We start from the raw sequence: 12,588 nt of genomic DNA on the forward strand, positions 1-12,588 counted from the left end.
CGGCGGGGCTCACGAGGTCAGGTCACGCCTGCGCAGCCCCGCCAGTCCCGCTCCCACGAGCGCCACCACCAGCCCCGTCAGGACCAGCACCGGCCCCCACTCCATCCTCCCGCCCGGCAGCTTCGGCAGGTGGCCGAACGGGGACAGGTCCAGGACGATCCGGGGGGCGTTCAGGGCCGGGCCCACCCAGCCGATCAGGAGCGCCGCCACGGCGATGCCCCAGGCGGCCGGGGCCAGGCGCGGGGCCAGGCCGTAGAGCAGGAGGGCCAGCGCGCCGATCAGCCAGACCGCCGGGAGTTGGACCAGGCAGGCGCCCAGGATCGGGCCGATCTGCTTGCCGTAGCCGACCGCGAAGCCCAGGCCCGCCAGGAGCATGATCAGGGCCGAGCCGGCGAAGGCGATCGTGAGGTGGCTCGCGGCCCAGCGGAGCCGGCCGACGGCGCAGGCCAGGACCGGTTCGGCGCGGCCGGAGGTCTCCTCGCCGTGCAGGCGCAGGACCGATCCGACGACGTAGAGCGCCGCGATCAGGCCGAGCATGCCGACCATCGCCGCCAGGAACGCGTCCGTGAGACCGCTCTGGCCGCCCATCCGCTCGAAGATCTGCCGGGCCCGGTCGTTGTCGCGGACCAGGTCGGCCGCGCCGTCCGTGAGACCGCCGTAGACGACCCCGGCGAGGAAGAAGCCGAGGGACCAGCCGAGGACGCTGCCGCGTTGCAGGCGCCAGGCCAGCGCGGCTGCCGTGCCGAGGCGGCCGGTGGGGGGACCGGGCCTGGTGGGCAGGAAGCTCATGCCGATGTCGCGGCGGCCCGCCAGCTCGTAGGCGATCAGGGCCTGCACGGCCACCGCCGCCACGAACAGCAGCAGCACCCACCAGCGTTCGGCGGCGAAGGAGCGCTGGTTCTCCAGCCAGCCCAGAGGGGACAGCCAGGTCAGGAGGGACGAGCCGTCGGTCGTTGTCGAGTCGCCCGCCGCGCGGAGGACGAAGGCCGCGCCGAGGACGGCCGCCGTCAGGCCGCGGGCGAGGCGTGCGCTCTCCGTCAGCTGGGCGACGATCGCCGCCGTCGTGGCGAAGACCATGCCGACCCCGGCGAGGCCGAGGCCGAAGGACAGTGCGCCCGTGGCGCCCTGCGCGGACAGGCCCGCCGTGATCAGCAGGGCCAGTACGGCGTTGGCCGTCGCCGCCGCCAGCAGGGCCGCCGTGAGGGAGGCCCGGCGGCCCACCATCCCGGACGCCACCAGCTCCTGGCGGCCGCTCTCCTCCTCGTCCCGGGTGTGCCGTACGACGATCAGCAGGCTCATCGCGGCCGCGAGCGCGGCGGCGTACACCCCCACGCGCCAGGCCGTCAGCGCGCCGATCGAGGTGTCGAAGACCGGGCCGATCAGGGCGCGGAAGGACGCGTTGGTCTGCAACTGGCCGACCAGGTCGGCGCGTTCGGCCGCGGTGCCGTACAGGGTCTTCAGGGTGTTCGGCATGGAGAGGACCATCAGCGCGTTCACCGCGATCCACACCGGGATCAGCAGTCGGTCGCGGCGCAGCGAGAAACGCAGCAGCACTCCCGTGCCCGTGAAGGTCGTCATCGCGCAGCCGCCTCGTCGAGATCCTGGTAGTGGCGCAGGAACAGCTCCTCCAGCGTCGGCGGGGTCGAGGTCAGGGACCGTACGCCCGACTCGCTCAACCGGCGCAGGACCGCGTCCAGTTGCTCGGCGTCCACCTGGAGGCGCACCCGGTGGCCCTGGACGTCCAGGTCGTGGACGCCGGGCAGGTGCGCCAACCCGTTGGGCGGGCCCGCGAGTTCGGCGCTCACGCTCGTCCTCGTCAGATGGCGCAGGTCGGCCAGGGAGCCGGTCTCCACGGTCCGGCCCTTGCGGATGATGCTGACGCGGTCGCAGAGTTCCTCGACCTCGCTGAGGATGTGGGAGGACAGCAGGATCGTCCGGCCGCGCTCCCGCTCCTCCTCCACGCAGCGCTGGAAGACCTCCTCCATCAGCGGGTCCAGACCCGCGGTCGGCTCGTCCAGGATCAGCAGGTCCACGTCCGAGGCGAAGGCGGCGACCAGGGCGACCTTCTGCCGGTTGCCCTTGGAGTAGGTGCGTCCCTTCTTGGTGGGGTCCAGCTCGAAGCGGTCGATCAGGTCAGCGCGGCGCCGCGCGTCCAGCCCCCCGCGCAGCCTGCCGTACAGGTCGATGACCTCGCCGCCGGAGAGGTTGCGCCACAGGGTCACGTCGCCGGGGACGTAGGCGATCCGGCGGTGCACCTCCACCGCGTCCTTCCACGGGTCGCGGCCCAGCACCTGCGCCGCGCCCGAGTCCGCGCGCAGCAGGCCGAGCAGGACCCTGATCGTGGTCGACTTGCCGGCGCCGTTGGGGCCGAGGAAGCCGTGGACCTCGCCGGTCTCGACGTCGAGGTCGAGACCGGCCAGCGCGTGGGTACGGCCGAAGGACTTGTGGAGTCCGGAGACCGTGATTGCCTTGGTCATGCCTCCGAACGTACGCTTCCTTCAGAAGTTTGTGAAGTTAAGGAAGTGCATGAACCCCGGATAGAGTGAGGGGCATGACGGAGCCGAGTAGTGAGCGGGACCCGGAGTCGGTGTCGAGGTTCGTGGAGCACTTCGCGGCGCAGCTGGTCGAGGCGGGGATGCCGCGCATGCCCTCCCGGGTCTTCGCCGCGCTGCTCGCCTCCGACACCGGCACCCTGACCTCGGCCGAGCTGGGCGAACAGCTGCGGATCAGCCCCGCGGCCGTCTCCGGCGCCGTGCGCTACCTCGCCCAGGTGCACATGGTGTCCCGCGAGCGGGAGCCCGGCTCCCGCCGGGAGCGGTACCGGGTGCACAGCGACCAGTGGTACGAGGCGCTCACCAACCGCGAGGCGATCATCAAACGCTGGGAGGACGCCCTCAGGGACGGCGTGGCCGGCCTGGGCCCCGACACACCGGCCGGGCGCAGGCTGGCCGAGACGCTCGCCTTCTTCGAGTTCATCGAGCGGGACGTCGCCGAGATGATGGAACGCTGGCGGGCGTATCGCGAGGAGAGGTTCGGGGACTGAGGCCGACGCCCGGCGGAGCGTTACCGCTCCTTCGTCTCCTCCAGTACCGTCCGCCCCAGCAGCGCGTACCGCTCCGGCGAGCGCCGCTTGAGGTACTGCGCGTAGCCGATCCCGGCGGCCGCGATCAGCGCGACCAGCCACGGTGTCGCCTTCAGGACCAGCGAGCCGGACTCCGAGCCGGCCGCCGCGCCCATGTTGGACACCAGCAGCACGACCACCGCGAGCATCGCGATCCCGCCGATCAGCGGGGCGGCGGTGGTCCGGAACCAGTGCCGGCTCTCCGGGTGGTGGCCGCGGAAGTAGACCAGCACCGCGAACGAGCACACGGCCTGGACGACCAGGATCGCCATGGTGCCGAGGATGGCGAGCAGGACGTACGTGCCGCTGTACGGGTCCTTGCCCGCGGCCCAGAACGCGCCCACCAGCAGCCCGCTCACCACCGTCTGCACCAGGCCCGCGATGTGCGGGGAGCCGTGCCGGGCGTGGGTGCGGCCGACGGTGTTCTTCAGGGAGGGCAGGACGCCCTCGCGGCCCAGCGCGTACATGTAGCGGGCGGCGCAGTTGTGGAAGGCCATGCCGCAGGCCAGCGAGCCGGTGATCATCAGCCACTGCATGACGTCGACCGCCCAGTGGCCCACGTAGCGCTCGGTGGGATTGAAGAAGAGGCCCATCGGGTCCTTGGTCGCCACCTCCACGGCGCTTCCCGCGCCGGTGCCCGAGATGGCCATCCAGGAGACGAAGACGTAGAAGACGCCGACGCCCAGGACACTGATCATCGTCGCCTTGGGGATGATCTTCTTCGGGTCGCGGGACTCCTCGCCGTACATCGCCGTCGACTCGAAGCCGACCCAGGACCAGAAGGCGAAGAAGAGTCCGAGCCCGGCGGACGTGCCCTTGAAGGCGTTGACCGGGTTGACCGGCGCGAACGTGAAGCCGTGCGGTCCGCCGCCGTGGAAGGCGACCGAGACGGCCATCGCGGCCAGCACGGTCACCTCGGTCGCCAGCAGTACCACCAGCAGCTTCTCGGCCACGCTCACGCCGAACCAGGTGCCGGTGGCGTTGATCGCCAGCATCAGGATCGCGAAGACCCACCACGGGACGTCGAGCCCCGACTGGTCCTTGAGGGTGGTCGTGGCGAAGGTGGAGAAGATCCCGATCAGGGCGGGCTCGAAGACGACGTACGCGAAGGTCGCGAGCAGTCCCGAGGCGAGGCCGACGGTGCGGCCGAGGCCGTAGGAGATGAAGCCGTAGAAGGCGCCCGTGGATGTGATGTGCTTCGCCATGGATGTGAAACCCACGGAAAAGATTGCCAGGACGACCATTGCGACGAGATAGCTCGCGGGTGCTCCGATGCCGTTTCCGGCGGACACCATGAAGGGCACGTTGCCAGTCATCGCGGTGATCGGCGCGGCCGTGGCGACGGCCATGAACACCACGCCGAGCAGGCCGACGGCGTTGGGTTTCAGCCGATGAACCACTCCGTCGTCGTCCGTCTTCGCCGCCGGGGCGATGCCCTCGTCCACTGCCATCGGGTGGCCCCTCTCCTGATCGCCACGCGCGGACGCACCGCGCCTAGATAGGGCAGGATGGTGGAGAGAGAACCGGTCCCTCAAGGGGTCGGCACGGTTAAATATTTGTCACCAGACCTTTAGAGTCGGTGTGAGGGGCCCGCCGGAGGGCGTCGGTGGGCGGGCCCGGAGGTCACCGATGGACGGGCCGGGGGGTCAGTGATGGACGGGCTCGGGGGTCAGTGATGGGTGGGCAGCGTCAGCGCCCAGGCCGCCTCACGCACGGTCCATGTCCGGCGTCGTACGGGCCCCGAGACCTGCGCGTCGGCCCGGTAGCGGAAGTCCGACCCGATCACCGTCACCGCGCGGCCACGGCCCCGCAGCGGGGTCGCCTCGGCGCCCACCGACAGCGGCCGGACCTCCACCTCGGCCATGCCGCAGGAACCCGGCGTCACCGACACCGCCTCCACGGGCTGGTCCAGGTCCACGAGCGTCTCGCCGTCCAGCTCCACCCGGAGCCGGGAGGGGCCCGGGGCCGGTACGGCCGGCAGACGGGGCGGACGCGGGGCCAGGGTGCGCACCAGGGAGCGGTACGTCGTGCGCAGCCAGGGGTGCCCGGAGGGGACGCCGACCGGCTCGGCGGAGGCCGCCCGCACCGGCGCCGAGGGGATGCCCAGCGCGCTCAGGACCACCCCGTCACTGTCGTCCACGAGCAGGTCGAGGCGGCGCTCCGCGCCGTCCAGCACGGCCCGCGCGGCCGCCACCGCACCGGCGGGCACGCCGAGGGACTCCGCCAGGGCCGTCGTCCCCCCGACCGGGACCACCGACAGTGCACATCCGGCCAGCTCGCGATGGCGGTGCAGCAGGGTCACCGTGCGGACCAGCGCCCGGTCGTCGCCGACCACGACCGGGCGCCGGGACCCTCGCCGGCCGAGCGCCCGGGCGAATTCCTCGGGGCCGTCCGGCAGACACACCTTGGTGGTCGCACCCGCGCTGAGCACGTCTTTCGCGATCCGGACGGACTCCCCGTCCGTCTGCCGGGCCGCGGGATCGATGATCACCAGCAGCTGATCGGACGTCGCGAAGGTCGCCACCTCGGTCCTGCCTCGCTTCCTCGGGTAGCATCTTTGTGCAAGAGCCCCTTGCGCTATTGCGCCAGGGGCTTCGTCTATTCCGGGGCATCCGGTCCGACGGTTGTGCGACCAAAGGCGGTCGCGGTGGTACGCGGCGGTGAACCTTACGCCCCTGCCCCCGACCTTGGACATGCCCCGCCCGGAAGGGGTGTACGCGCGTGCCCGCACTTGTGCTGCTCGGTGCTCAGTGGGGTGACGAAGGCAAGGGAAAGGCCACCGACCTGCTCGGTGGCTCGGTGGACTATGTAGTGCGCTACCAGGGTGGCAACAACGCCGGCCACACGGTGGTCGTCGGCGACCAGAAGTATGCACTCCACCTCCTCCCTTCCGGAATCCTCTCTCCCGGTTGTACGCCGGTCATCGGTAACGGTGTCGTCGTCGACCCGTCGGTCCTGCTCTCCGAGCTGAGCGGTCTGAACGAGCGTGGCGTCGACACGTCCAAGCTCCTGATCAGCGGTAACGCGCACATCATCACGCCGTACAACGTGACCGTCGACAAGGTGACGGAACGCTTCCTCGGCAAGCGCAAGATCGGTACGACCGGCCGCGGCATCGGCCCGACCTACGCCGACAAGATCAACCGCGTCGGCATCCGGGTTCAGGACCTGTACGACGAGTCGATCCTGCAGCAGAAGGTCGAGGCGGCCCTCGACGTCAAGAACCAGCTGCTCACCAAGCTGTACAACCGGCGGGTCATCTCCGCCGACCAGGTCGTCGAGGAGCTGCTGGGCTACGCCGAGCAGATCAAGCCGTACGTCACCGACACCGTGCTGGTCCTCAACCAGGCGCTGGAGGAGGACAAGGTCGTCCTGTTCGAGGGCGGTCAGGGCACCCTGCTCGACATCGACCACGGCACGTACCCCTTCGTCACCTCCTCGAACCCGACCGCGGGCGGTGCCTGCACCGGCGCCGGCGTGGGTCCGACGAAGATCAGTCGCGTGATCGGCATCCTCAAGGCCTACACGACCCGCGTCGGCGCCGGTCCCTTCCCGACCGAGCTGTTCGACGAGGACGGCGAGGCGCTGCGCCGCATCGGCGGCGAGCGGGGCGTGACGACCGGCCGTGACCGTCGCTGCGGCTGGTTCGACGCGGTCATCGCCCGCTACGCGACCCGCGTGAACGGCCTAACCGACTTCTTCCTCACCAAGCTGGACGTCCTGACCGGCTGGGAGGAGATCCCGGTCTGCGTGGCGTACGAGATCGACGGCAAGCGCGTCGAGGAGCTCCCGTACTCGCAGACCGACTTCCACCACGCGAAGCCGGTCTACGAGACCCTGCCGGGCTGGTCCGAGGACATCACCAAGGCGAAGTCCTTCTCCGACCTCCCGAAGAACGCCCAGAACTACGTGAAGGCGCTGGAGGAGATGTCCGGCGCCCCGATCTCCGCGATCGGCGTGGGCCCGGGCCGGGACGAGACGATCGAGATCAACTCGTTCCTGTAGACCGCGGGCGCGGACCGACACAGGACCGCCCGCCGATCCGCCCTCGGGTGTGATCGGCGGGCGGTCCCGCGTTCCGCGCGGTGCAATCGGACTATGAGCATCCACCGGACGGTACGGTGCCGGGGGCCGTACGGCGGTGAGGGCGACCGGGCTGCCGGTACGGACTGCTCCGACCCCGCCGTCTTCGAGGTCGCCCGCTACGACCTGCCGGCGCTCCCGGTGTGCCCGATCCACCTCGGTCCCTCGCTGCTGGTGGCGAGCAGGGTCCTGTGGCCACCGGAGATCCGGCTCATCGGCCGCCCCTGACCGCGGCGTCGTGGATGGCGTCCAGGCCTGTGCCGGCCGGTGCGCCAGGACGTGCGCGGAGGCCGAGGGCAGCGCGCCGAAGTCGCCGCGTACAGCCAGAGACTGCAAGGTTCGCGATCACTCCAGCAATTGACCTGAACATGGCTTATTTGATGGGGTGGCTAATGGGGTATTTAAGGCATATTTCGTGATTTATCTGTGATGCACGGTAGGACTCCTCTCGCCAGGAATGGCTTTCTCGCGCCATGCGAGGAAGCCGACGGACAAGAGGAAGAACACATGCGACGCATCGCGCTCGGAATCGTCTCGGCTGCATGCACCACCGTGCTGGCGGCCGCACCTGCATTCGCCCAGAACCCACACTTCCTGTTCGCCAACAACTCGGTGAACAGCAACGGGACCCTCTCGACCTCGTTCAAGGAGGTCGGCCTGGGTACCGGTACGACCAGCGTCCACATCACGCTCACGGCGAGCGCGACCGCTGTCTATCAGTGCTTCAACAACGGCGGCAAGCACCCCAAGGCGGGCAACAAGGAGACTCTGCAGAGCGACGTGATCGCCTCCGGCAACTTCGCCGTGCGCAACGGGCAGACCACCGGGACCTTGACGGTGGGTCCGCTCGGCCCTGGTGACTTCAAGTGTCCTTCGGGGCAGCGGCTGTTCCTGGAGAGTGTGTCCTACTCCAACACCCGCGTCAGCGATGCGGCCGGTAACTCGCTGGGGGCCACGCCCGACCCGATCTCGCGCACGCTTCACATCCAGATCTGACGGCAGCGACACCAGCCCGTCGACCACCACCACGCGCAGGGGCACGAGCAAGCGCCCCTGCGCGTGGTGCGTGTTGCAGTTCCTGCTCGATCTGTCCCACCGGCGGGCCCGGCCCTGCTGGCACATCCTTGACCTGGACATGGCTCATTCCTGGTTTCCGGGGCGCTGGACTGGCGTCACGATCTACGCGTGTAGTCCCCGCACGGATCGCCCAGTTGCTCGCATCACTCAGCCCTCCCAGGAGCCCCGAATGCCCGTCAACCCCATGAACCGCCGGGAGTTCGTGAAGAAGTCGGCCGTCACCGGCGCCGCCGTCGCCGCCGCGGGAGCGGTCGCCAGCGGCACCGCAGAGGCCGCGGAAGCCGGACACAGGCCCGAAAAGGCGCCGCGCACCTGGTCGTTCTCCATCCTGGGCACCACCGACCTGCACAGCCACGTCTTCGACTGGGACTACTACAAGGACGCCGCCTACACCGACAAGGCGGGCAACTCCGTGGGTGTGGCCCGGGTGGCCACCCTCATCAAGCAGCAGCGCGAGGCGAAGGGCGAGCACCGCACCCTCCTGGTCGACGCCGGCGACATCATCCAGGGCACCTCCCTGGCCTACTACTTCGCCCGTGTCGACCCGATCACCGGCACCGACGGCAAGCGCGGCCCCAAGCACCCGATGGCCGTCGCCATGAACCACATGCGCTACGACGCGGCCGCCCTCGGCAACCACGAGTTCAACTACGGCATCGACACGCTGCGCAAGTTCGAGAGCCAGTGTCACTTCCCGCTGCTCGGCGCCAACGCGCTGGACGCGAAGACGCTGCGCCCCGCCTTCCAGCCGTACACCGTGAAGCGGATCTGCGTGCCGGGCGCCCCGGACATCAAGGTCGGCATCCTGGGCCTCACCAACCCCGGCATCGCGCTGTGGGACAAGGACAACGTCAGCGGCAGGATGGTCTTCCCGGGCCTGGTCGAGCAGGCGAAGAAGTACGTGCCGCGGATGCGCGCGCTCGGCTGTGACGTGGTGTTCCTGACGGACCACTCGGGCCTGGACGGCTCCTCGTCCTGGGGCGACTCGCTCCCGTACGTCGAGAACGCCTCGAACCTGGTGGCCGAGCAGGTGCCGGGCATCGACGCGATCCTGGTGGGCCACACGCACGTCGAGGTGCCCTCGTACACGGTGAAGAACGCGGAGACCGGCGAGGAGGTCCTCCTCTCCGAGCCGTACTGCTGGGGCTACCGCCTGAGCGTCTTCGACTTCGAACTCGAACTCCACCACGGCCAGTGGAAGGTGACGAGCAAGACGGCGCAGACCCTCAACCCCAAGGACGTGGACGAGGACCCGGAGATCAAGGAGCTCCTGGAGGCCGACCACGAGCTGGTCGTGAAGTACGTGAACACGGCGGTCGGCACCTGCACGCAGGACCTCTCCGCGGCGGAGTCCTGCTGGAAGGACGTGCCGATCATGGACTTCATCCACAAGGTCCAGATGGAGACGGTGAAGGCCGGGCTCTCGGCGTCGGACGCGGCGCTCCCGCTGATCTCGGTCGCCGCGCCCTTCAGCCGCACGGCCGACATCCCCCAGGGCAACGTCACCATCAAGGACATCGCCGGGCTCTACATCTACGACAACACCCTGTACGGCAAGAAGCTGACGGGCGCCCAGCTCAAGGACTACCTGGAGTTCGGGGCGAAGTACTACTACCAGGTCCCGGCCGGCACGAAGGTCGACACCGCGACCCTCACCAACGCCAACAAGTTCTGGGACTACATGTACGACACGGCGGCGGGCGTCGACTACGACATCGACATCGCGCAGGCCGAGGGCTCCCGGATCAAGAACCTCACCTACAACGGGGCCCCGGTCGCCGACGACCAGGTCTTCGTCGTCGCGGTCAACAACTACCGGGCGAACGGCGGTTCCGGCTACCCGCACATCGCCTCGGCGCCCATCGCCTACAGCTCCACCAACGAGATCCGTCAGCTGATGATCGACTACGTGACGGCGAAGAAGGCGCTCGACCCGGCGGACTTCGCGGTCACCAACTGGAAGCTGACGCAGGCCGGAACGCCGGTGTTCTAAGGAATTCCGCCCAGGCCCCCGGCGAGACGGCGAGCTGGGGGCCATCCGGGTTCTTGGAGTCCCGGACGTGGATGGTGTGGGGGCAGGGGGCTATTTCGACACAGTCGCCGCCACTGGCATTGCTGTAGCTCGACTTGAACCACTGCAAGGTGCTCGTCATGTCCGCTCTTCTCCTGCCAACTTCCGGATGAGGCTCAGGGAGTCGTCCCGGCTCAGCGCCTGTGTGCGGATCTTCGCATACCGGTGATTGAGGAGCGCGACCTTTGCGGGGTCGCTGATCAGGAGACTTTCTTCCTCGACTTCCAGGTACACGACGCGATGGTGTTCCTTGGTCTCCACGATCACCATGTCGCCGTGGGCTCCGGCGTGTCCGCCCCTCAACCCCCGTTCCAGCGTGACGACTTGGATGCTGACATTGTCCCTCTCCGCATCCTCGGCCAGCGACTGCAATTGCCCCTGCAGCACCTCCTGGCTGCCGAACGGCCGCCGCAGCGCAGACTCGTCGAGGATCAGCTCGATCATGGCCTGAGGGTCCCTGTCGAACAGGTCCCGCCGGGCGATCCGTGCCTCCACCAACTCGTCCACCTTCGAGTCGGGGAGCTTGGGGAACCCTCCGCCGATCAGCGCCCTCGCGTACTCCGGCGTCTGGAAAAGGCCCGCGACCTGGTACGTCTGGTACGACGACAACGTCACCGCCTCCGCCTCCACCAACGCGAAGTTCTTGAACTGCGGCGGGTACTTGTCCAGCAGCATGAACCTCCGCGCCTTCTCGAAGATCCCGAGCCCACCCCCGATCTGCTCCTCCAAGGCCACCAGCATCTTGTCGCTCGCGGGCTGCGCACAAGTCTCCATCGCGCTGATTGCGGAGCCGGTGTAGCCGATCCGCTTGCCCAATTCGTCCTGTGTGAGCTTCTGTTGCTCACGCAGTGCTTTCGCCAGGGCGGCCACGAGATGTGCCGTGCCGCCCGCCTCCACCTTGTTCTCCGCCCGCGCCATGTGCGGTCACCCCCGGACTCAACCGAACTCAACCGGTCATCGACACTCCGAGTCGACTCCTGACCGTTCGGAAGGGTCGACGGAGAGTTATGGAAGAAGGTAGCGACCCCCACTGACACTGGTCCCATGAATACGGAAAGTCACCTGAGCCTCGATTGGATTCCGGCCACCGGCATTCAACTCCGCAAAGCAGGGGTCCAATTCGACGCCGTCCGGCTCGACGGGGACCACGGGCGGGCGGTCGCCGACCGGCTCGCGCGGATGACCGGGGGTGATCCAGGACCGGTGGTGGAGTCCGGAAGCGGGCGGCGCTGCGTCTACTTCCTCGTCGCCGCCGGAAGCACCGCCCACCACAGCTGGCCGGATGAGGTGACCCGGCTGACGAGTGGCCCGTACCGGATCTGCTACATCCCGGTGCCCGCGCTGGAGGGCATGACCTGGCCGCTGGTCTGGCGCTATCCGCCCACCGCGCCCGACCGACTCGTGCACACCCTGTTGCTGCGCACGGCTCTCCAGGACTCGGTCGACGTCGGCCTCGTCAGCTGAAGACGATCATCGACCCCTGTGCCAGGGACCGCGTCGCCGCCGCGTGCAGGCCGAGCCACACGTGGCGCTCGCGGGCGAAGGGGCTGGGGTCGTAGGGCGCCGGGACCGCGGGCTCCTCCAGTTCGGTGGGGGTCGCCGGCGGTGCCGGCGCCGCCGGCGGGTTGGCCGGGTCGATGCCGATCGACGGCGCCACGAGTTCCAGTTCCCTGAGCAGGGACTGGGAGGAGCCCAGGGGGCCGCCGCCGGCGAGGAGTTCGTCGCTGGACAGCGGGTGCGGGAAGTCGACCGGGACGTAGGCGCCCGCGTGGTCGTAGTGCCACACCAGATGGGACTGCTGGGCCGTCGACTCGAACATCTCCAGCAACTGCTCGTAGTCACCGCCCAGTTCGCCCACCGGGGTCACCGGCAGCCCGCACACCTGGAGCAGGTAGACCCGGCGCAGGAAATGCAGCGCGTCGTAGTCGAAGCCGGCCACCGGGGCGACCTCACCGGACAGGCCCGGCATGTACTGGTACACCGGCACCGGTGGGAGACCGGCCGCGGCCAGCGCGTCGTTGTAGTGCGAGAGTTCCTCGGCGAACGGGTTGTCCGGGGTGTGGCACAACACGTCGACGAGCGGGACCAGCCACAGGTCACAGGCCAAAGGACAGCTCCTAGTGTGGGTCGATTCAGAGGCCGCACTCCGCGGGCAGGGCGTTCAGGAAGGGTAATCGCTACGGGGCATGTCGAGGCCCCCCTGGTGCGACTTCTACCCGCTGTCCGGCTTGTTCGC

Annotated in this window: 13 protein-coding genes; 6 read left to right on the forward strand and 7 right to left on the reverse strand. The window is 69.1% G+C overall.

Annotation, left to right across the window (positions count from 1 at the left end; all coding sequences use genetic code 11):
* Positions 1 to 9 precede the first annotated feature (9 nt).
* The gene (locus ACIRVH_RS38290) at positions 10 to 1,578 is read right to left on the reverse strand and encodes an ABC transporter permease (RefSeq protein ID WP_403963653.1); all 1,569 of its coding nucleotides are present in this window, start codon (positions 1,576 to 1,578) and stop codon (positions 10 to 12) included.
* Entirely contained in the window at positions 1,575 to 2,477 is a 903-nt protein-coding gene (locus tag ACIRVH_RS38295; protein ID WP_403963655.1) for an ATP-binding cassette domain-containing protein, read from the reverse strand. Before ACIRVH_RS38295 ends, ACIRVH_RS38290 begins: the two co-directional genes overlap by 4 nt.
* A gap of 74 nt (positions 2,478 to 2,551) precedes the next feature.
* Here ACIRVH_RS38295 and ACIRVH_RS38300 point away from each other — a divergent pair, with 74 nt between their 5' ends.
* Positions 2,552 to 3,043, forward strand: a complete 492-nt coding sequence (locus ACIRVH_RS38300) for a GbsR/MarR family transcriptional regulator (protein ID WP_403963658.1) — start codon at positions 2,552 to 2,554, stop codon at positions 3,041 to 3,043.
* Positions 3,044 to 3,063: 20 nt separating this feature from the next.
* Here the strand turns inward: ACIRVH_RS38300 and ACIRVH_RS38305 are convergent, their stop codons facing one another.
* Together ACIRVH_RS38305 and ACIRVH_RS38310 are read right to left on the reverse strand one after the other, a co-directional pair.
* Positions 3,064 to 4,572, reverse strand: coding sequence for an APC family permease (locus tag ACIRVH_RS38305; RefSeq protein ID WP_403963660.1), 1,509 nt, complete (start codon positions 4,570 to 4,572; stop codon positions 3,064 to 3,066).
* A gap of 218 nt (positions 4,573 to 4,790) precedes the next feature.
* Positions 4,791 to 5,645 (reverse strand): diacylglycerol kinase family protein, encoded by an 855-nt coding sequence (locus tag ACIRVH_RS38310; RefSeq protein WP_403963663.1) that lies wholly within the window; start codon positions 5,643 to 5,645, stop codon positions 4,791 to 4,793.
* A gap of 197 nt (positions 5,646 to 5,842) precedes the next feature.
* Between ACIRVH_RS38310 and ACIRVH_RS38315 the strand changes: the two genes are divergently transcribed.
* From ACIRVH_RS38315 to ACIRVH_RS38330, 4 genes are all read left to right on the forward strand, one after another.
* Positions 5,843 to 7,126 (forward strand): adenylosuccinate synthase, encoded by a 1,284-nt coding sequence (locus ACIRVH_RS38315; RefSeq protein WP_403963665.1) that lies wholly within the window; start codon positions 5,843 to 5,845, stop codon positions 7,124 to 7,126.
* A gap of 93 nt (positions 7,127 to 7,219) precedes the next feature.
* Positions 7,220 to 7,432, forward strand: a complete 213-nt coding sequence (locus ACIRVH_RS38320) for a hypothetical protein (protein WP_390853521.1) — start codon at positions 7,220 to 7,222, stop codon at positions 7,430 to 7,432.
* Positions 7,433 to 7,711: 279 nt separating this feature from the next.
* Positions 7,712 to 8,200, forward strand: coding sequence for a hypothetical protein (locus ACIRVH_RS38325; protein WP_403963669.1), 489 nt, complete (start codon positions 7,712 to 7,714; stop codon positions 8,198 to 8,200).
* Positions 8,201 to 8,450: 250 nt separating this feature from the next.
* Positions 8,451 to 10,274, forward strand: coding sequence for a bifunctional metallophosphatase/5'-nucleotidase (locus ACIRVH_RS38330; RefSeq protein ID WP_403963672.1), 1,824 nt, complete (start codon positions 8,451 to 8,453; stop codon positions 10,272 to 10,274).
* Here the strand turns inward: ACIRVH_RS38330 and ACIRVH_RS38335 are convergent.
* Together ACIRVH_RS38335 and ACIRVH_RS38340 are read right to left on the reverse strand one after the other, a co-directional pair.
* A complete protein-coding gene (locus ACIRVH_RS38335; protein WP_403963675.1) occupies positions 10,231 to 10,434 on the reverse strand; it encodes a DUF397 domain-containing protein in 204 nt (67 codons plus the stop codon). The genes ACIRVH_RS38330 and ACIRVH_RS38335 overlap by 44 nt on opposite strands.
* Complete coding sequence (locus ACIRVH_RS38340; protein WP_403963678.1) at positions 10,431 to 11,270, reverse strand: helix-turn-helix transcriptional regulator; 840 nt, start codon at positions 11,268 to 11,270, stop codon at positions 10,431 to 10,433. The genes ACIRVH_RS38335 and ACIRVH_RS38340 overlap by 4 nt, the downstream gene beginning before the upstream one ends.
* Before the next feature lie 126 nt (positions 11,271 to 11,396).
* Here ACIRVH_RS38340 and ACIRVH_RS38345 point away from each other — a divergent pair, with 126 nt between their 5' ends.
* The gene (locus ACIRVH_RS38345; RefSeq protein WP_403963681.1) at positions 11,397 to 11,816 is read left to right on the forward strand and encodes a hypothetical protein; all 420 of its coding nucleotides are present in this window, start codon (positions 11,397 to 11,399) and stop codon (positions 11,814 to 11,816) included.
* Here the strand turns inward: ACIRVH_RS38345 and ACIRVH_RS38350 are convergent.
* Entirely contained in the window at positions 11,809 to 12,459 is a 651-nt protein-coding gene (locus ACIRVH_RS38350) for a hypothetical protein (RefSeq protein ID WP_403963683.1), read from the reverse strand. The genes ACIRVH_RS38345 and ACIRVH_RS38350 overlap by 8 nt on opposite strands.
* Positions 12,460 to 12,588 lie beyond the last annotated feature (129 nt).

Origin of the sequence: Streptomyces sp. NPDC101165, from assembly GCF_044768135.1 — a bacterium.
GTDB lineage: Bacteria > Actinomycetota > Actinomycetes > Streptomycetales > Streptomycetaceae > Streptomyces.

Bases quoted from the DNA above. Each gene is read 5' to 3' on its own strand.
- ACIRVH_RS38320 (WP_390853521.1), top strand. From the start codon at position 7,220: ATGAGCATCCACCGGACGGTACGGTGCCGGGGGCCGTACGGCGGTGAG.
- ACIRVH_RS38325 (WP_403963669.1), top strand. From the start codon at position 7,712: ATGCGACGCATCGCGCTCGGAATCGTCTCGGCTGCATGCACCACCGTG.
- ACIRVH_RS38290 (WP_403963653.1), bottom strand. From the start codon at position 1,578: ATGACGACCTTCACGGGCACGGGAGTGCTGCTGCGTTTCTCGCTGCGC.
- ACIRVH_RS38330 (WP_403963672.1), top strand. From the start codon at position 8,451: ATGCCCGTCAACCCCATGAACCGCCGGGAGTTCGTGAAGAAGTCGGCC.
- ACIRVH_RS38295 (WP_403963655.1), bottom strand. From the start codon at position 2,477: ATGACCAAGGCAATCACGGTCTCCGGACTCCACAAGTCCTTCGGCCGT.
- ACIRVH_RS38345 (WP_403963681.1), top strand. From the start codon at position 11,397: ATGAATACGGAAAGTCACCTGAGCCTCGATTGGATTCCGGCCACCGGC.
- ACIRVH_RS38300 (WP_403963658.1), top strand. From the start codon at position 2,552: ATGACGGAGCCGAGTAGTGAGCGGGACCCGGAGTCGGTGTCGAGGTTC.
- ACIRVH_RS38340 (WP_403963678.1), bottom strand. From the start codon at position 11,270: ATGGCGCGGGCGGAGAACAAGGTGGAGGCGGGCGGCACGGCACATCTC.
- ACIRVH_RS38305 (WP_403963660.1), bottom strand. From the start codon at position 4,572: ATGGCAGTGGACGAGGGCATCGCCCCGGCGGCGAAGACGGACGACGAC.
- ACIRVH_RS38335 (WP_403963675.1), bottom strand. From the start codon at position 10,434: ATGACGAGCACCTTGCAGTGGTTCAAGTCGAGCTACAGCAATGCCAGT.